The organism is Teredinibacter turnerae T7901 (genome assembly GCF_000023025.1).
Classification (GTDB): domain Bacteria; phylum Pseudomonadota; class Gammaproteobacteria; order Pseudomonadales; family Cellvibrionaceae; genus Teredinibacter; species Teredinibacter turnerae_B.
Genome location: NC_012997.1, coordinates 3,460,085 through 3,479,476 on the forward strand (window position 1 = coordinate 3,460,085; position 19,392 = coordinate 3,479,476).

Here is a 19,392-nt window from a genome sequence, read left to right on the forward strand (position 1 = left end):
ATTTCCAGGCTGATGCGTTATTTTTCGCTCGTTTAGCCCGCTAAACAACGCCAAAAATGCCTTTCATCCTGAAAATACAGGCTCCAGCAGAGCGAATTGAATTAGTGTTAACAGGCCCTAGGAACCAAAAACATCGAGCACTTTGCCGTCGAACACGGCACTAGTCTGGATACCCGCCGCGCATAACAACGTTGGCGCAATATCGATGATTTCCGCTCCCTGCAAGCTAGCGCCGCGTTTTATTCCAGGCCCGTGTAAAATAAACACCGCATCTTCCGCATGCATTGCTGACCTGCGCCGGTCGTTGCGCCTGGCAAGCTCGCTAAAACCTATCTGTTTATCCGCCATGGCAATATGTAAATTTTCCAAATTCGCCTGACGATAAAATGCCACATCGGTAGCCAGATTAAATTTCACAATAATTTCATGTTGCTGATTAAAGACCTGAAATAGAGGCTCGCCGGTTTCAACCACCACCAACGACTGGAGTTTTTCTACCTCCGCAGAAGCAATTAGTGCCCCATCGTCCCGCCGGTAAGCAACCCAGCGTGCTATCGGATGCGCATGAATATGTTCGTCCAGACCAGCAAACTGCTTCAAACGCGCAGCGTTAATGACGTAATGCCAATCGCCATGTTCGGTAGAATCCGGTTCGGCCGCCATGCCATGCTCCGACACAAAAGCGACGACGGTATTGCTATCCATACGTTGCAAAATGCGGCCAAGCATATTATCCACCGCGATATATGCGTTGATTACCGCATTGCGAATAGCTGGTGCTGCAGGTGCTTCACCAAATTTTTCCGGCTCGTGATAGCGCCAATACCGATGCGAAATATAGTCCACCAAAAAAGTGACAAACGCCGATGCATCAGGTTGGTAGCGGCGGCATAAATCCAAAAACAAACCACAGGCAAGTTGCTGCTTGGCATGGCGCAACTCCAGGGTGCGCTCCTCTGCAGAGGCCGAAAATGCAACCCGCGCAGCCGAACGCAACAGGCTTCCCGCCATGGGGTACAACACATTGTAACGCGCAAGCACCTGTGCCATACGCAGGCTTTCCAGCAGTCGCAACCGAGCATCGCCTTCGCGGTCCAACACGGCCTTGGCAGACTGTCGATCCAGGTTGCGAATATCCTCCAACTCCGGCGGCCAGGTACGGCGGTCGCGCGCGTGATAACAGGGGATATCAAACCCGTTGATTTCTTTAGGTGGCCAGGTCATAGGCCAACTGTAGGTTCCCACATTGCGCCCGGTATCCGAAATTAATTGCCAAATGGAAGGAACCTGCATTTCTGCAGCGGTATGAAAATACCGTAAAATGCCGTGGCTTTCCGGGCGGCGACCAGTCGACAGACAAGGCCATGCGGTTTGCGGCCGAAAATGCTTGTCGCCCTCTGGCCGCACAGACGCAAGCACGCCCGATACACCGCCATCAATCAACTTGCGAATATTGGGTAAACGCCCCGCATTTGCCAGAGGCGTAATAACATCCCAGGTTGCTCCCGAAACCCCAAAAACAAATACACGTGGTTGCACAGATAGTTTCATTCGTAGCCGTAAAAATACGCTTTTTCCCGTACCCGCTGGTAAACCTGCGAATCGAGCGCCTTAAGTTGTGCCCATGTTAAAGAAGGACGTTTCTGATCACCGCTCAACGCCAACAGCAATTGCCTTAGCTTGGTGCCATGCCAGGAGCGACGCTCGTAGTTGTACATTTCCAGGTGCCAGCTTAAATTTTCGAATCGTTTTGGCCGCACATTAATATTGGTCGGCACCCGCTGCAACGCAGACCTATCGGCAGGTACGTTAAGGCGCGCGCAAAATTCTTCGAAGATTTCCGGCAGGGCTTCAATACGATATCGCCAGGTGGCCTTGCTCTCGGCGAGTTCGTTCCAATCACACCACAACTTTGCGCAGCGAAGTGTTAAAGGCTCGTCATCGCTCACCGCCACCCACTGCGATAAAAATTCCCACGAATCTTTACGGAAATCCCCCATTGAAGGAATAACCTTTAACGGGTGGCGAACCTGATGAAATATGTGCTCGAAAGCCAGGCCGCGCGAACCAGGGCCAAAAGGCGCCCGGTCACAATCTGCCGCCAAATACCAGGACGCAATACCATCCTTACCAAGCACCTCACCACTCTCGTGGCTAATATCCTTACCCAGCATGCGCAGCAGCAGTGAGATATATTTCGTACCGCTGCGGCCACACCCCGTAACCAGTAATTGCTTGTGGTCCATTCTGAAGCAACCCCCATCTTCATGACAGCGAGAACGGAATTCGATCCACCCTTTTGTACACCCATTGCATTGCAAACATTAAAAATAAAGCCAATCGGCCAAAAGCAGCGTATTTTCAAAAGCGGCGAAAAACCGAGAAAAACAAGCTGAATCCGACAAAAAAACAAAGCCTTAAAATGAAAAAATAACGTATTTCGATATCCGCACGGCATTAAACCAAGGTTTAACACCAAGCCAGACAAGTAAACATGCAACAATCAGAGAAAAGATAAAAAAGAGAATAAGTGCTTACTTACAAAACCCAAGCGACTAAAAACACATCGCCTGTAAAAACTCGCACATATAAAACTGAGCGCAACAGAAGATGGCACTTACAATACAGACTTAAACGAGAAACCACAATTCGCAAAACGTATAATTAATTAACTATTTTTTATAGATAAAAATAGTTGTACACCACCAACTATCGATTGACTCTATTCCATTAAAAATATCGAACAAATATAGCCCGACGCACCACCAAGGGGAGAAAAAAACAAACAAACTGGCGATTGCACCAAAACAGAAAAAATCGGCGCAAGATGGATTCTAACAAGTGACGAAACGGTTAAAATTTATTGCGATTTTTTGAATTTGGAGTGGCGAATTTTTTTACATTAGACGGGTGCTGATGAAATTTTGGGGGAGTTGGGGGAATCGAAGATGTCGCTAACACAAAAAGCGACAGCTAAACCCATAATCAAAATAACGCGCAACTATAGTATGAGCGCAAAACGCCTCAACGCAATCAAAGTGAATATTTTTATTTTTTAAAGTTTTATCGGCGCACCAATAAAAACAGCGATAAAATTTTTCAGCTTCGAGCAGCTTCACCCCGAAGCTCCACTAAGTGTGCTATCTATGGGCATGCAGATCAAAATCGTATTGAGTTACTGTGAAAAATCCGGCTCTCCCCCACGCGCTCGCGAGGAGCGCGAAGTTGGCCGGTGGACGTAATCTACGAGGCGATATTCGTTTCAATCCACGCGCTCGCGAGGAGCGCGAATTACCGCACGAGCAAAGGCCCTGGGACGCCTACAAGTTTCAATCCACGCGCTCGCGAGGAGCGCGAAGGCGATTTGAATCTGTTGTTTTGGCCCATGTAATGTTTCAATCCACGCGCTCGCGAGGAGCGCGAATATGTTAACCACACCTAACCCTTCATCCGTCGCCGTTTCAATCCACGCGCTCGCGAGGAGCGCGAAAGCACAGATACAGAAGCTGCTTGACGAGGCCGAGTTTCAATCCACGCGCTCGCGAGGAGCGCGAAACCCATGAGTACAAAAAATAGCGTACCCGCTCACGTTTCAATCCACGCGCTCGCGAGGAGCGCGAAAAAAGTAACACTATCAAAACCCATTATTCGAGAAGTTTCAATCCACCCGCTCGCGAGGAGCGCGAATTTTTCTGTTGAGTGGGTACCGGGGGTACATCATGTTTCAATCCACGCGCTCGCGAGGAGCGCGAATTCAAAAGCCGGGGTCATAAATCACCAACACCGGGTTTCAATCCACGCGCTCGCGAGGAGCGCGAACTTGGCTTTTAGCTGATCTAGCAAGCCCTGATGTCGTTTCAATCCACGCGCTCGCGAGGAGCGCGAAAAAGGCGAAAGCTGAACCCGAAGAGGTCGAACCAGTTTCAATCCACGCGCTCGCGAGGAGCGCGAAGTTGGAGCTGCATGTTCAGCCAATCCCACACAACGTTTCAATCCACGCGCTCGCGAGGAGCGCGAAAAGCGTCCAGCGTTGCATAATTCACATGCGTATCGTTTCAATCCACGCGCTCGCGAGGAGCGCGAACTCCAATGCTTGCGCCTGCAATTCTGCCGCAATGGGTTTCAATCCACGCGCTCGCGAGGAGCGCGAATTGCCGTAGTTTTTCAAAATGCGGGCTGCAGCACGTTTCAATCCACGCGCTCGCGAGGAGCGCGAAGATAGGCGGGTTTATCCCGGTCCCGTCTAAATGGGTTTCAATCCACGCGCTCGCGAGGAGCGCGAATCATTGACAACATGATAATGCTCGGCCTCGACCCTGTTTCAATCCACGCGCTCGCGAGGAGCGCGAATCGCCAGGCGAGTTATCAGTCCAATTGCTATCAATGTTTCAATCCACGCGCTCGCGAGGAGCGCGAACTGCTCTGCCGTATAGCCGGTTATTTCGTATTCGCGTTTCAATCCACGCGCTCGCGAGGAGCGCGAAAGCCGCAGCGGTATCAGCTGGGGCCGTAGCGCGAGTTTCAATCCACGCGCTCGCGAGGAGCGCGAAGTTAAAGCATTGGGCGCCAACAACACGACCATCAGTTTCAATCCACGCGCTCGCGAGGAGCGCGAATCGTAGCTTGCACCGGTGCCCTTGGTGTGAAACTGTTTCAATCCACGCGCTCGCGAGGAGCGCGAAAACGGGTGGCGCTTAACCGCCATAAATCATAATTGTTTCAATCCACGCGCTCGCGAGGAGCGCGAAAATCGCTCGCGCTAACGCCGCATATGCGGACGGAGTTTCAATCCACGCGCTCGCGAGGAGCGCGAACTCAGATCTTGTGATGCTCCGTTGAGCAAAATCCGGGTTTCAATCCACGCGCTCGCGAGAAGCGCGAAGATAATACAAAGGCTTGGCGCTATGGGATGCGGGTTTCAATCCACGCGCTCGCGAGGAGCGCGAAAATAGATATTTTGCCATCACCATCTTTGCACATAGTTTCAATCCACGCGCTCGCGAGGAGCGCGAAAAAAGTGCGTATACAGATTATGCGCTCACTTGATGTTTCAATCCACGCGCTCGCGAGGAGCGCGAAACTTATTGAGGCCATAGCCGACGCAGTTATTGAAGTTTCAATCCACGCGCTCGCGAGGAGCGCGAACCCACGTCATTAAAACCGCGATACGCAAACGACGTTTCAATCCACGCGCTCGCGAGGAGCGCGAAAGTAGCTTCTGAAAGCCTTTAATACCGGGGCTTTCAATTGTGATATTCGCTAACCTCCCTAAAATTGACAATAATTTCCTTTAACTGAAGACGAATCTTGAGTAACCCATTGAAATTAAATAGAAAATAACAGTCGCTAACCTATCGGGGTTTTAATGAGAACTGGTGGTTAGCGTTTTTATAGAATCAGCGTGTCCTGATATATATCCAGCGCTGGCTTTGCTCCGTGGTGCTCTACCCTGTCCCGCCAATTTTTGCCTAACTTGTAGAACCGCAAGCTATCCACCGATGAGTCGTAAATGTCAAACAATTGCGCTTGTAGCTGTACCCAGCGGTCGGGGGTTACCTCGCACTCAAAAACCGAGTATTGCACCCGCACCCCGCAATCCAGGCACGCATTTGCAATTTGGCGCAATCTTTTCTGCGGATTATTACCTTCCGTACTCACATCATATGTAATAAGAACCATCATCGAAGTATGTCCGTTTAACGATATACAAAAGGGGGATAGCATTCCAAATCTCCCCGCAGGTGGCTGGCGAGTAACATTGCCTGCATATGGGGAATAAGCCCAATAGGCAGTTTTTCTTTTGTGTAGGGATGTTCTACCTCCTCATGCTTTTTTTCTTGGTAAGCCTTGAGTAACGCTTTTCGCGCAGATTCGCTCATGGTTACCGCTCCACTTACGGCCTGGGAAAAGTCACGCGCTTTTATTTCACGCCGGTTTACCTGTGTTAAAACCAACCTATCTACCCACCAGGCCCGCAGCTCTTCGAGTAAGTCCATTGCAAGGCTGTCTCTACCCGACCGGTCTGTATGCAGAAAGCCGACCTGAGGATCGAGCCCCACACCTTGGAGCGCTGCAGATATATCGTTACCCAGTACACTGTACAAAAAAGACAGCATGGCGTTAATTGGGTCTGTGGGAGGACGTTTATTCCGTCCGTTAAAAGCGAAGCCCGCATCGTTTTCTACGCGAACGAGATGCTGAAATACCGAAAAATAGTTCGCTGCCGCAACACCCTCTGTGCCTCTCAACCGATCTAGTGATGGGTCAACACGTGCCTGCTCCAAATTGTGTTTTAACCGGCCGATGACTTTCACAACATCATCCTGCGAGCCATAGTTGCGTATATGCCGCTGCAACACCGAGCGACTGCTGACAATTTTTGCGGCAATTATTGCTCGCGCCACATCTAGTGGAGCGGATTTTGTTTTCTCATACTGAATTCTTCGCAACAGCACATTTCCGCTCTGCGGCCCCTGAATGCGAGCCAAGAACCGCCCGTATTCGGTAAAAAAAGCCAAACCGACCCCGTTTTCCGCACAGAAGCCCAGTAAAAAGGGCGAGACTATGACATTGCCAAAACAGAAAATGCTTTTAATCGCATGAATCGGTATCTGGAGAATTTTTTCGCTTTCCTGTTCAACGACAATGGTTTCACGCTGTTTGTGAACATAACTCTTCTGGCGAGTGATAAATAAACTATTTTGTAGTTTTTTCATAGTCATCCTTGAAAATAGCTTCCATATAGCCAACGCTTCTGTCTGCTTGTGAAACTTTCGGCTCGCAGAGATCAAGCAAAGAGCAGTTGTTACAAGCGCGCATAAACACGGCTTTAGGCAAGCTTTCGTTATCAAATAATTCGCCGACAGCCTCTATCACGCCTCGCGTTCGCTTTCTCAACTTTTCTGTTAATTCAATTTTTTCACGACGTTTGGTTTGCCAGTACCAAATAGCGCCATCGCTTATCTCGACACCCAACATTTCTTCCAGACACATTGCCTGAGCGCAAACCTGTATGCGGTCACAATCGTCGACTTTACTCTTGCCCTTTTTATACTCCACAGGTATCAGGGTGTTTTCCGCGCTGTTTATTTCCAGCAGGTCTAGCTTCCCCGTGAGCCTTAAGGAAGGCGCGTGTACAGACACACTTCTCTCAAAGCGAATATCTTTTCGCGTTTCCGGTTCTCCACGATCAACCCGCTCGTGCAACAGTTGGCCCTTCGCAGTGTGCCAGTTTTCTGCCCACAATTGATGGTTGTGAATCAACGCGCACTGCCGGGGGCAAAAAGCATAGTGTTGTAGCGCGGCAAGAGGAATCAGCTTTTTAGTACTATCCATGTGCAGCCTACTCTCAGCAAATGTTGCAGTCAGGCCGAAGCTGTCCAGCCTGACTGCAGTTGGATCGTTAGAATCCTTGGAGAATTTCCGGCTCCAGACCCGGCAGCGGAGTGATACTCAACTCGCCGTCTGAGTTTGGAGAAAAGGAACCGTGTACTTTTGCAGATGAATACTGACCTTGCTTACTGCTGTGTTCCCACCAAACGACCTGTTCCACCGCCATACTGCCTTCTGGCCTGGCCGATGATGCATCGCCCTCAAACAACTTGGGGAGGAGTTCTTTTAATATGGCGGCGTCTGCGTCAGTGAAGCCTGTGCGTTCCGCTAGCTGTGGTGACATCGCTCCATAGGCCACGTACACGGCGTTATCCACGCGGTGTTTCATGCCCATGGTATCGGAACTTTTCTTGCTACCGTCGCCTTCCCCACTTACGCTCTTGGTGATTTGAATACTGGTGATGCCAATCGGTGCCAAGCTATAACCGGACTGCACAGTTACCGGGCCCCGAACAGGAATGGAAACACCGTCTTTACCTGCGGATTTAAACGCAAACAATTGCCCAAATGCACGAACGTCGAACCATTTTTCACAGGCCAACTGCGCCGCTTTATCGACAGGCGTTTTCTTGGAATCCAACACGGCTTTACCCAGGCCAAATTCTTCGGATTCCGCGCGCTCCCTCAGGCTTTTCATCCCATCCACATTTTTTTGATCTGATTGCACAAATACGGTTTGACCTGCATCGAGTAAACGATCACGTATTTTTCGCTTCAAACACACATCGGAAATCTCGCCAAAGCCATCGTAATCAATGCGTGGTCGATTGCCGTTCAACGGGTCGCCATTGGGATTGGCATTTTTAACCCGGACAACAATAGCGAAATCAATTTTTTTAGTTAGTGAACTCATGCTGCATCTCCTTCTGTCGATATTTCTTCGTCTTCAGTGTCAATATTTTTGTCTGCTTTTGCTTTTGCTCGACGTTCCGCTCTCTCTTCATCCAGCGCCAGGCGCTGACAGTGATAGCCGAGCAGGAATTCTCCACTGAGCTTAGCGTCCGAATTAAAGTCCGTTGTATCGAACAAGCTCAATATCTGATCGAGCGTGCCCTCCAATGCTTTACTATTTGGCCACGAACGGGTTTTCAACCTCTGACGGTAAGGAGCAAGGTGTTTTTCTATGGTTAACCAGGTAGTAGCAGGCCGGTCTGAAAACCTCTGAAACAACCGGCTAACATGCGTAGTTCGCGCGGGTATCCGCATTGCCTCGTTCGACCAGGTTTCTATCAGCTCCCCGACAGCTAGCAGCCGCCCATAAAGATAATCTCTCGATGTGTAGTTAGTATCTAACGCCATTGTGTACGTCCTCTGTCGCTCTGGTTTAATTTGTCTGTCTGGATGATGAAACCCGCTGAACAACGCGCAGGCCACACCCAAATCCCGCTCCCATTCCCAAGGCTCTTTGCCACTGCGTTGGCAGGCACGCTGGATACAACGCTGATAGATGTCATCGGGAATGTTGCGGTTAAGCAGAATACTGGGTAGGAGTCGTTCTACAATCGCTCGCTTGAGCTTGTCATTATTTTTAATCGCTTCGCCAAAAGTCGCTTCCGCAATTTTCCAGATGCTGGGAGCTTCCACCCGCCACCGCTGATAATACAAGCGGCGATTTTTATCCTGCTTTTCTGCGCTCAACCGCTGCCACCAGCAAAAATGGGTTTGCCAGTTTTCCAGGCTTGCAAAGTAGTCATCACGTAAAAAATTCAGGTAGACGCTTACGGCCATTCTTCCGGGTGTGGCGGAGTCCAATACCAAAATGTTAATGCTGTCGTTTATGTGCAACTGCTCAGCAAAACCCTGTATTTTACGTTTGAGCGCCTGAGCCGGATAGAATGCGAAGTTTCTGCCGTAATCCGGGATCTCGGAATCGGCCACGCTCACCTCCGGGCCATTGGGGCTCAGTTCATCACCCCACTCGGCTGGGTCAACAATTGGATTGGGTACAGGTACGCCAGTGGTAGACCAGGCCAAAACAACCTGCTCGCCGTTGCGGCCTTTGGAGCCCTGCCGGTCAATCAGCCAACGCAACGCATTATGCGCTTTTTGCGAGACTTCAAAACTCACGGTCGCTGCTTGCTGGGGATCGACGAATCGGCCACGATAGGTGAAGCCACTATTGTCGTTGGAGGAAATAAGTTTGGCTTTATCACTGCCGTAGCGAATTTTTGCGGGGTGGTTTTTTCCAGCCGGTTTATTCGCTCCCGTGATATAACAAAACTTAGATTCACCTGCATTGCTTAAATCGAAGCGAATCCACGATTCTCGAATGGATTCGTCCTCCCATGTTTTGTTCTGTGGGTCTCCCGGCAATAGAACACTCCAACAAACGAGCGCATTGCCCTGATCGATAACGCCTTGTGTTTTGGTGAGCACCTTAAATATTGGCGGTACCGTATCTCTGCCAGTAGCGTCCTGATCCCAGGCCTCGAGGAATTTGTTATTTTCGTCTACCCAGCAGACACCGTGTTTAATCAGGTCGGCAATTAAATTGTTGGCCGTGAGGTATCGATAGATTAGCTGAACCTTGGGGTGGGCATACTCCGACTCACACCAGGCGGCCAGCTGCTGACTATAAGCGGAAAAAAAGGGTTTTCTGCTCGTCGAATAGTGCTCGAAATCGGCAGCAACATATTGCAGTTTGTCTGCTAGCGCGTGCGGCGCTACTCCACTTGATCGGCTTGCCGAACTTTCTGTCGCGGGGAGAACAACGGAAAATTTTTCGAGAACCTCTGCGCTAATGAAATTGGCTTGATCGTCTATAGATACATGAATATGCACCTGTTGCGGCGTATGGCAGATAGGCATTACACGCTGCTCAATAGGCAAGTCCATGTCTACACAGTTTTCGTAGGTTTGGTAGAGTTGCGCCATCCAGCTCATAGGAGAGCCTCCTCGGCAACAACGCCCTTCAAATTATTGCCCTCCGCAAATGCCTTCACTGACATAGGCCGAACATATTCGCGGTGTTCACACACCTCCGGGCGAGGAAATTCGACTACGCCATGCCGCATTACCGGGCGCCAGAAACGCTTGTATAGCGCAGGCTCGCCGGATTCGTCCGGGTAATCGAAACCGTGGAACATCAGCCCAAAATCGAGCTGTTCCAGCTCATCAAAGCAACCTGGCCCAGCGCCGAACTCACAGGGTTCTACATAGGCCTGACAATCCCGTACTCCCAGAAAAATATCCTGCCGACCGCCCCGCTCCAGCATGCGTTTGGCTATCGAGAAGTGTTTGCCGTCTATGCGGTCTTTTTCCAGCTCCGGTCGGTGAAGGTTCCATTCAAAGTGCGCCTCTACCTGATACTCGACATCCCGCAAATAGGTGTAAATACTGAGCGTATTGCCCCCGCCCCAATCGAGCGGCTTCATCGATTTGGCTTCCGTGCGGAACTGCTTCAGCACCCTCACCCTGTCAACATGCCAAATAAGCGTCGGCTTCCAGTAGATCGATTTAAGTACTCCTTTGATCGCTTCATAGGTTGGCAAGTGATAGCTCAGTTTTTCACCACCCAACTTGGTTACTGGATCTGTGAAAAGCGCATAACGCCCCCACAGTCGAAACGAAATACTGTTATTTTTTTCCATATAATCCTCCTGAAAAAATAATTAGTCCGCTTTACCACCACTAACAATCGAACAAGAAGGGAAGCGCCCCCCCTTCAACGCTCAGCCCGCTTTCGTTCAAATAGTACTCTTGTTTCAGATAGTAGATTTCCAAGCCATGCTGCGCCTCTAAGATGGCCTCCAGAGAACGCAATTCGTTGAATAGATTCTCATAGATATTAATCGAGAACTTTTGCGCTCGCGCCAGCAGTTCGCGCATTCGATCGCGCTCCGTATACCGATCTAAACCGCACAGCTCATTTATAATTTCCTGGCCTTCGCCATAGGGTGTGATAATTCCTACTGTCGGCGCGTCGATGGCTTTAAAGTGCTTTGCCGCATCGGCGAACGACTGCTGTAGTTGAGGAAGGTGTTTAGCTGGAGGCTGCTTATAGGCCATATTTGCGTGATTGGTTGACAGCAAGCGCACAATATTTTCGGATTTATCCAGCGATTTTTCCTGGAGCTGATACGCCATATCGTCCTTACGATCACTGAAATAATAAAAAAAGTAACGCTCTATCGCCTCTGGCGATAATAGGTTTGAAAAGCCTTCGCCAAGCACTCGGCGAGTAGCCGCCTGACCGAGTTGAATATCGACCAGGGAACCCAGATTTTCGTCCTCCGGGCTAACAATATAAACGTGCCCCAAGGCCGCGTTTCCGGACTCGTCTTCCAGCTCACGGTTGCGATTACAGCGGCCCGCGGCCTGAGCAATGCTATCCAGACCTGCAAGAAATCTGACAACACTGGCAAACGAAATATCGACACCGGCTTCAATTAGCTGGGTGGATATGCATAAGGTGGGGCGCTTTGCCTCCAACCGCATTCTGACTTCCTTAAAAATATCCTCACGGTGAGCCGCACAGAGGTTGGTACTTAAGTGATAAATATTATCCGCAGGCAGAAACTCACCGCAGCGCTCAAACAGCCGCTTAGCCCAGGCCTTGGTATTTACGATCACAAGGCAAGTTTTATTTTTTTTGTAAGTATCCAACACCAATTCAACAATTTCACTTTCCGTCCAACCCGGCTGTTTACATAGGTCTTCTACCGACACCCTGTTTAGCGATGCAAACAGCGCGGTGGGGTCTTCAACCAGTTCTGCACCCGAGGAAAATTCAAGCTGCCCCAGCTCCGGCTTAGATAGCCGATCCAAGAGTGGTTGCGTAGCTGTACACATGACCGCAGTGGTGTTAGCTGATTGGGTCAGGAAGTTAATCGCATTGCAAAACAAATGCATACATCGCACCGGCAACGTCTGAATTTCATCAAAAATGAGCACGCTCCTCGCCAACTGGTGAATCCTGCGGGCTCCTCGCGTGCCGCCCCCAAATAGCGCCTCTAAAAACTGAACCATGGTTGTAAAGACAACCGGCGCATCCCAATTTTGAGAAAGCAGCTTCGACTCCCAGGTTTGTAGCTCCGGCTCCAGGTTTGAATGATGCTCAAGCACCCAACTGAACTCATCGCCAGCGTGCTCCAAGACCTCCCTGGCGACATGCGCATTTTGTTCAATGATCGAGGTGTATGGGATGATATAAATTACGCGATCCAGCTTATTTAACTTGGCATGTTGAAGCGCGAAGCGCAGGCTTGCCAGAGTTTTACCGCCGCCGGTAGGCACACTAAGTTTGAACAAACCCGTGGGGCTAGCGGCTTTATTCAGGCAGTCTAGTGATATTTGTGCGCGCAAGCGGTTTATACTCTTGTTCGTATCCAGCGTGGATAGATAAGCTTCCAGACGTTCTATGGCGGTATCCCAGGAAAATTGTTTTTTTCGCTTAAGTCGCAGCGCCTTTGCCTTGGGGTTATCGAATTCGATACTGTTTATGCGGTCAGCATCCACCAGGCAGCTAAACAAAAAGCGTGTGCAGAACCCTAAGTAAAAAAACGCGATAGTTTGTTTAGCATCGGCCGGGTACATAGATTTGAGGACAACAATAAATGACCTTAAAAATTCGTTGTTCACTTGGGACTGAATGCCTTCTCGAAATACTTCACCACAATTCTCAAGGCATTCTGTGTAGTGGGTGAGGTCATCAGCTTTCGCGAGCCGGATGTTAAAGCGGTTATCACCAGACTGGTCTAAAAAATTGATTAACCCGCCGTGATGAGACGCGATACATATTGCGAGAATTTGCGCTACACAATGTACATTACCAACGGCAGGGTAGCGCTCTAGCAGTAGCTTCCATATAAATTGTGTACCTGCGGTGGAGTGGTCTATCTTGCCCTTCATCGCTACCGGATCGACAAAATCCGCGTCATCGCGATCCAAATCAGCGTTTGCCGACTTGATATAGGCCTGAAAGCTATTGCTGTATTTGCCAAAATCGTGCAACAACCCCAGGAGCCTGCCGGCCTCCGCCAACCCCACTTTTTCCGCGAAGCTTGCGGCAAGTTCCCCCACTTCACTCAGGTGCGTTTGCAATAGTTGGCGTTCGCCAGTTGCCCTTATGTGTGCAATGTAATCCATGGTAATCCCTCCTTTTATGGTTCGGTGACCCTGCCGGGTTGCCGGAACGTAATTTAGCCTGATTCAACCACCCCCTGCCTGAGGCCTGCTATCTATCCTACCCACCCACCTATTCAAAACATGCACTGGACAAATACCCAGCGTGAATTTTGACCCTGCCTTACACAAAACCCCCCGCCAGTCACCTGCCCTAATAAAGCTGCAAGGCAGCGCGCAATTTTTCTTTTACCCGGGCGCGCAGGGTGGCTGGGGCGAGCACTTCTACGTTATTGCCGTATTTGAGTATTTCCATAATCAGCTCGGCGTCCTGGTTGTAAGGAATAGTGAGCAGGTAATTCTGGCCTTCCCATTCGCCCACTTGCTGCGGGTGCCATTGCTGGCTGGCGAGGTCGCGGGCGACTTCCGGGTAGAAGCGGAGTTTGGCCTGGTATTTGGCGGGGCCGGAGAAAATGCCGAAGCTGTCGGCAAAATGCGAGGCAAGTTCGCTGGCGGGCACCTCTTTCGCGGCAGCGGTTGCCGCGTCCGCGCGCTGAATGCGCGATAGCGCGAATGTGCGCAGGCCATTGCGCAGGTGGCACCAGGCGTCCAGATGCCAGTTTTCCCGGTAGTACACCAGGGTTTGCGGGCTTACTGTGCGGGTGGTTTTTTGGTTGCGGTAGTCTTGGTAGAGCAGTGTGAGCTGGCGCTTTTTGAGCAGGCTCTCTGCCACCGTGGCAAATATTTGGTAGTGGGTTTGGCGCTTGCTGATGGCAAAATATTTAATGTGACGGGCAACAGCGGCGGGGTCGATGCCGCGGGCTTGAATCAGCTTGTGAATGCTGCGCTCCACCACCTGCAGCTCATCGCCGAGCATGCCCTCCCCAATATTCTCGATGAGGTGCAGCAGCGCAGTGAGCGACTGCAATTCAGCTGCGGTAAGCCACAGCCCCGGCAGTTCAAACGTGGTGTCGGGGTGGTAATACCAGCCGCGCCTTTCGCTGTCGTATTCCAGCGGCGCCTGCCAGTAATCGCGCAGCTGGTGAATCAGCCGCTTGGCGCTGCCTTCGGTACATTCCAGCTTTTCGGCTAGAACTTTAAGAGGCACGGGGCGTTTACGGGTGGTGAAGACTCGGTGCAACAATTGAAAGCGGTCGAACTTATCCATAAGCACGGTTCTTTTTTTGCAGCATTAGATCACACAAGCGCCATTCACGCACCTGTGGCTGGTGTGACCACGCCTTGGGATGGGGGGGCAATTCTGCTAGAATGCCGCCCCTCTCGCGCCAGCTCCGGTGCAATCCCAGCCTTTTATTTGAGTGCACAGCGCGCTGTGCCCCAGTGTCAGCGTGACTGACGGTGTTGTTGTTATGTTTAATTTGCTTACGCGGTCTTCCACCAGCGTGCGTGCCGATCTCCTTTCCGGCACTACGGTCGCCCTTGCTTTGGTGCCAGAGGCGGTTGCCTTCGCCTTTGTGGCCGGCGTTGAACCCATGGTGGGGTTGTACGCGGCATTTATGATGGGTTTGATTACCTCGCTGATTGGCGGCCGCCCGGGGATGATTTCCGGCGCGACCGGTGCCACGGCGGTGGTGATGGTTTCTCTGGTGGCCGAACACGGTGTGCAGTATTTATTTGCCGCGGTGGTGCTGTGTGGTTTCCTACAAATTACCGCGGGGTTGTTACGTTTAGGTAAATACATTCGCATGGTGCCGCACCCGGTGATGCTGGGTTTTGTTAACGGCCTGGCGATTGTGATTTTTCTGGCGCAGTTAAACCAGTTTAAAGTGGCGGACGCCGCTGGCGATTTTCACTGGATGCAAGGTGAAATGCTGTATGTGATGGCAGGGCTGATTCTGCTGACCATGTTGATTATCCATTTTCTACCCAAGCTGACCACGGCGGTGCCCTCTTCGCTGGTGGCCATTGTGGTGGTAACCCTGCTGGTGATTGGCCTCGATTTACCGGCGCGCTCGGTGATCGATTTTGTAAAAGATATGCTCCCGGCAGACCAGGCCGCGAACGCAACGCTCGAAGGCGTGTTGCCGAGCTTTGCTATTCCTTCCGTGCCTTTTACCTGGGAAACCTTAAAAATTATTTTCCCTTACTCGCTGATTCTTGCCGGCGTAGGTTTAATTGAATCGCTGCTAACGCTCACACTTATCGATGAAATTACCAATACCCGGGGCAAAGGCAACCGCGAGTGTGTCGGCCAGGGTGTGGCCAATAGCATTAACGGCGTATTCGGCGGCATGGGCGGCTGCGCGATGATCGGCCAGAGTATGATCAATATTAATTCTGGCGGTCGCGGTCGTTTGTCGGGTATTACGGCTGCGGTGGTGTTGTTGCTGCTGATTTTGTTCGGTGCATCGCTGATTGAATTAATTCCGCTGCCCGCGCTGGTGGGTGTGATGTTTATGGTGGTGCTCGGCACGTTTGAGTGGTCCAGCTTCCGTATTATTCGCAAAATTCCCGCGACGGATGCGTTTATTATTGTGCTGGTGTCCGGCGTTACCGTCGCGTTCGACCTGGCGATTGCGGTAATCGTGGGCGTGATTGTGTCCGCCCTGGTATTCGCCTGGAAACACGCGCAATTAATTTATGTGGAAACCTATATAAACGAAGAAGGCAGCAAAGTGTACGAATTGCGCGGCCCTATTTTCTTCGGTTCGGTTGCCAACTTTAAAGAGTTGTTCGACCCGGAAAATGACCCCAGCGATGTAATTATTGAATTCCAGCGCTCTCGCGTTAGCGACCATTCCGGTATTGAAGCGCTGGATGCGCTGGCTGAACGCTATCAAAAACAAGGCAAGACCTTGCACCTGCGCCACCTCAGCCCCGAGTGCCGGGAACTGCTGAATAATGCGCGGGATTTATGCGAAGTAAGTATTCTCGACCCGCAATACCATGTCGCCACCGACAAGTTGGCGAACTGATCGGGGAATACACTCACAAAAAAACAACAGCCTTATGTGGGCGGCCTGCAGCCGGTGAAGTACCGGCAGGTTCGCCCGCCCTTTATATTCGGCTAGATTTATTCTTTTCCTCTCAATTAGCACCAGAGCCTGCTTTCAAACACGGCAGCGCCACTAATTCGCTCTTACCGCTCGCTCCTCCGCCCAGGCTCGCAACGCCTGTATTTTTTCTGCCATAACCACGGAAAGCGGCTGCGTTTGGCGAATGGCATCGCGCAGCAAGGTATCGTTTACCGGCGACTGGCGTGCAGCAGCGGTATAGGTTGCCGACACAATTGCCTGCTCTATTTCCGCACCCGTGTAACCTTCTGTCATGACTGCCAACATTGGCAGATTGAAGTCGGCAATATTGAGGCTGCGTTTGTGCAGATGAATATTAAATATGGATTCCCTTACAGACTCGTCTGGCAAATCCACAAAAAAGATTTCGTCGAAGCGGCCTTTACGCATTAATTCAGGCGGTAACTGGCTGATGTCGTTGCTGGTGGCCACCATAAACACCCGGCTTTTGCGTTCGGCCATCCAGGTTAACAGCGTGCCGAGCAGGCGTTTTGGGGTGCCGCTGTCGTCATTGCCTTGCGCCATGCCTTTTTCTATTTCGTCCAGCCAGAGCACGCAAGGGCTCATTAAATCTGCCAGTTTTAGGGCTTCGCGCAGGTTGCGCTCGGTTTCGCCAATAAACTTGTTAAATAACGCGGCCATATCCAGGCGCAACAAGGGCAGGCCCCACACCCCGGCAATGGCTTTGGCGGCGAGGCTTTTGCCACCGCCCTGCACCCCGAACAACAACACACCTTTAGGCGGGTCCAACGGGTTGGTACTTGCGCTGCTGTGCATGGCGTGCGCGCGGTCGTCCAGCCAGGATTTAAGGCGGTTGAGCCCGGCGACCTCCTTCAGGTGAGCCGTGCTGTATTCAAAATGGAGTACGCCTTCCATATCCATCAGGTTGAATTTCGCGCGGGTAATCTCTGGCAGGTCGCTTTCAGTAATCGCGCCGTCATCGGCAATTGCCCCGTAGGCCAGGCGTTTTACATCCCGGTGGGTGAGGCCGCGCAGGTTGCTCACAAGTTTTTGCAAGGTTTGATTGTCGGTTTTAATGCGCGACTGGCCGTTTTCTTCGGCCCAGGTACGGGCCTGCTCGCGCACCAGTGCCAGAATTTCTTCGTCGTTGGGCAGGGAAATTTCGGTGGAAACCGCATAGCGGGCCAGCTCCGGCGGCAGCTTAAGTGCATGACTGACCAACACCACCCGTTGTGGGCACTGGGAATAATTGAGCGCAACGTCCTTCAGCATGCGCACCACCTTGGCTTCGTCGAGAAAGGGGTGAATGTCGCACAGGACAAAGGCGCCGCGTGCGCGATACTCTTTTATGTAGCGCAGCGCCACTAATGGGTCGCTGTATTGCTCCGGGTGTGCCAGCTCCAAGCCAAATCCCAGCGGGCCCAGCCCTTCACTCACACTCCAGCGCCATGCAGGGAGGCCCAGATCGGCAAATTCTGCCTTGAGCAGATCGATAGTGCGCGCTTCGTCGTATGTTTCTATAACAACCAAAGCCGCATTGGTGTTGAGAATTAACCGTAAATCGTTATTATCCATAAGCCCCTCACAGTGTGCGGGCTCATTATATAAGGTGATTTCTTTCTGTCACGCAGGTGCCCTATGAGCAGACAATACTCCCTGATCGATAACCTCATCGCCGGTGCAGACCGGGCGTTGCGAACCCTCACCCCCGGCACTCAGCCGGTGAACCGGGAGGCGCCGGAGCCTGCGGTGGCGGAGGACTCTCTCTCCGACAAGGAGCGCAAACACGCAGCGGGCCTGATGCGGGTAAACCATTCTGGCGAAGTGTGTGCACAGGCGCTTTACCAGGGCCAGGCACTAACGGCAAAACTGCCAGCAGTGCGGGCAGAAATGGAGGTGGCCGCCGATGAGGAGATTGACCACCTGTCCTGGTGCGAAACCCGGATTCGCGACCTGGGCAGTCGCCCCAGCCTGCTGAACCCACTGTGGTACGGGTTGTCGTTTGGGATTGGCGCAGCGGCTGGCAAAATCAGCGACAAAATCAGCCTAGGCTTTGTCGCCGCCACGGAACAACAGGTGTGCAAGCACCTGGAATCACACTTGAAGAAGTTACCCGAAGGAGATACACCCAGCCGGGCGATTGTCGCCCAAATGCTGGAAGATGAAGCCAAACACGCCCATACGGCACTGGATGCGGGTGGCTCGCGCTTTCCGGGGCCAATCAAGGCGGTGATGACTGGCGTCTCCAAGCTGATGACAGAAACCAGTTATCGCATCTAATTGCGTCTTCCATCCTGAAATCTGCATCAACCCACTGGGTCTACCGCCGACTGGGCGCATTTTGGCTGCTGCCCGTTGGCGATTTGGCGCTTCACTTTGTCTATATCGCGATTTAGGGAAGGTCCGTGGCGGCAAAATTCAGAATCAGCGCACGACCATTCGTCGGCCGACAAGCTGTAAACTGTGGCAGTTAAAACCTGTCAGGCACTCACAATTTCGAATTCGTGAGAGATTTCCACGCCAGCGGCTTCCATCATAATCGACGCAGAACAATATTTTTCTGCTGACAGTGATACCGCGCGTTTAACCTGCGCTTCTTTCAGGTCGATACCAGTAACAATAAATTTCAGGTGAATTTTGGTGAACACGGCGGGCGTGGCGTCTGCGCGCTCCGCAGTCAGCTCGGTGCGGCAATCCACCACCTTCTGACGCGCCTTCTGCAGGATGCTCATCACGTCGAACGAGGCACAGCCCCCTAGCCCCATCAGTAACATTTCCATTGGCCGCACGCCCATGTTTCGGCCGCCGTGGTCGGGAGGACCATCCATAACAACACTGTGACCACTGCCAGATTCGGCTAAAAATTGGGCGCCATCGACCCATTTAACGGTTGCCTGCATAAATTTAACCTTTTAGGTGTATGAGGGGATTTTGCAATTCA

Annotated in this window: 14 protein-coding genes and 1 CRISPR repeat array; of the genes, 2 read left to right on the forward strand and 12 right to left on the reverse strand. The window is 51.5% G+C overall.

The window, feature by feature from the left end; all coding sequences use genetic code 11:
• Positions 1 to 117 precede the first annotated feature (117 nt).
• From TERTU_RS13755 to TERTU_RS13800, 10 genes are all read right to left on the reverse strand, one after another.
• A complete protein-coding gene (locus TERTU_RS13755) occupies positions 118 to 1,539 on the reverse strand; it encodes an alkaline phosphatase family protein (RefSeq protein WP_228378160.1) in 1,422 nt (473 codons plus the stop codon).
• An 8-nt stretch (positions 1,540 to 1,547) separates the two neighbouring features.
• Positions 1,548 to 2,246, reverse strand: coding sequence for a hypothetical protein (locus tag TERTU_RS13760; RefSeq protein WP_015820879.1), 699 nt, complete (start codon positions 2,244 to 2,246; stop codon positions 1,548 to 1,550).
• 946 nt (positions 2,247 to 3,192) lie between these two features.
• A CRISPR array of direct repeats spans positions 3,193 to 5,210; the repeat unit is 32 nt; unit sequence GTTTCAATCCACGCGCTCGCGAGGAGCGCGAA.
• A gap of 178 nt (positions 5,211 to 5,388) precedes the next feature.
• Entirely contained in the window at positions 5,389 to 5,682 is a 294-nt protein-coding gene (gene cas2, locus TERTU_RS13765) for a CRISPR-associated endonuclease Cas2 (protein ID WP_015819316.1), read from the reverse strand.
• Between the two features lie 14 nt (positions 5,683 to 5,696).
• Positions 5,697 to 6,716, reverse strand: a complete 1,020-nt coding sequence (gene cas1c / locus TERTU_RS13770) for a type I-C CRISPR-associated endonuclease Cas1c (protein WP_015818069.1) — start codon at positions 6,714 to 6,716, stop codon at positions 5,697 to 5,699.
• A complete protein-coding gene (gene cas4 / locus TERTU_RS13775; protein ID WP_015818476.1) occupies positions 6,697 to 7,335 on the reverse strand; it encodes a CRISPR-associated protein Cas4 in 639 nt (212 codons plus the stop codon). The genes cas1c and cas4 overlap by 20 nt, the downstream gene beginning before the upstream one ends.
• 67 nt (positions 7,336 to 7,402) lie before the next feature.
• Positions 7,403 to 8,245, reverse strand: a complete 843-nt coding sequence (cas7c, locus tag TERTU_RS13780) for a type I-C CRISPR-associated protein Cas7/Csd2 (RefSeq protein WP_015817183.1) — start codon at positions 8,243 to 8,245, stop codon at positions 7,403 to 7,405.
• Positions 8,242 to 10,275, reverse strand: coding sequence for a type I-C CRISPR-associated protein Cas8c/Csd1 (cas8c, locus tag TERTU_RS13785; protein ID WP_015818588.1), 2,034 nt, complete (start codon positions 10,273 to 10,275; stop codon positions 8,242 to 8,244). The genes cas7c and cas8c overlap by 4 nt, the downstream gene beginning before the upstream one ends.
• Positions 10,272 to 10,982, reverse strand: a complete 711-nt coding sequence (gene cas5c / locus TERTU_RS13790; RefSeq protein WP_015818109.1) for a type I-C CRISPR-associated protein Cas5c — start codon at positions 10,980 to 10,982, stop codon at positions 10,272 to 10,274. Before cas5c ends, cas8c begins: the two co-directional genes overlap by 4 nt.
• Before the next feature lie 40 nt (positions 10,983 to 11,022).
• Entirely contained in the window at positions 11,023 to 13,479 is a 2,457-nt protein-coding gene (locus TERTU_RS13795) for a CRISPR-associated helicase/endonuclease Cas3 (RefSeq protein ID WP_015817777.1), read from the reverse strand.
• Between the two features lie 190 nt (positions 13,480 to 13,669).
• Positions 13,670 to 14,623 carry a helix-turn-helix transcriptional regulator gene (locus TERTU_RS13800; RefSeq protein WP_015817314.1) on the reverse strand — a complete coding sequence of 318 codons (954 nt, stop codon included), beginning with the start codon at positions 14,621 to 14,623 and terminating at the stop codon, positions 13,670 to 13,672.
• A 202-nt stretch (positions 14,624 to 14,825) separates the two neighbouring features.
• Between TERTU_RS13800 and TERTU_RS13805 the strand changes: the two genes are divergently transcribed.
• Positions 14,826 to 16,391: a SulP family inorganic anion transporter gene (locus TERTU_RS13805; protein ID WP_015818735.1), complete on the forward strand. Its 1,566-nt coding sequence runs from the start codon at positions 14,826 to 14,828 to the stop codon at positions 16,389 to 16,391.
• Positions 16,392 to 16,544: 153 nt separating this feature from the next.
• On the opposite strand, the gene TERTU_RS13810 is transcribed toward TERTU_RS13805, so the two are convergent.
• On the reverse strand, positions 16,545 to 18,026 hold the full coding sequence (locus TERTU_RS13810) for an AAA family ATPase (RefSeq protein ID WP_015818275.1): 1,482 nt from the start codon (positions 18,024 to 18,026) through the stop codon (positions 16,545 to 16,547).
• Between the two features lie 63 nt (positions 18,027 to 18,089).
• Here TERTU_RS13810 and coq7 point away from each other — a divergent pair, with 63 nt between their 5' ends.
• Positions 18,090 to 18,731: a 2-polyprenyl-3-methyl-6-methoxy-1,4-benzoquinone monooxygenase gene (gene coq7 / locus TERTU_RS13815; RefSeq protein WP_015820097.1), complete on the forward strand. Its 642-nt coding sequence runs from the start codon at positions 18,090 to 18,092 to the stop codon at positions 18,729 to 18,731.
• A gap of 200 nt (positions 18,732 to 18,931) precedes the next feature.
• On the opposite strand, the gene TERTU_RS13820 is transcribed toward coq7, so the two are convergent.
• The gene (locus TERTU_RS13820; protein ID WP_015819729.1) at positions 18,932 to 19,351 is read right to left on the reverse strand and encodes an OsmC family protein; all 420 of its coding nucleotides are present in this window, start codon (positions 19,349 to 19,351) and stop codon (positions 18,932 to 18,934) included.
• Positions 19,352 to 19,392: the final 41 nt, after the last annotated feature.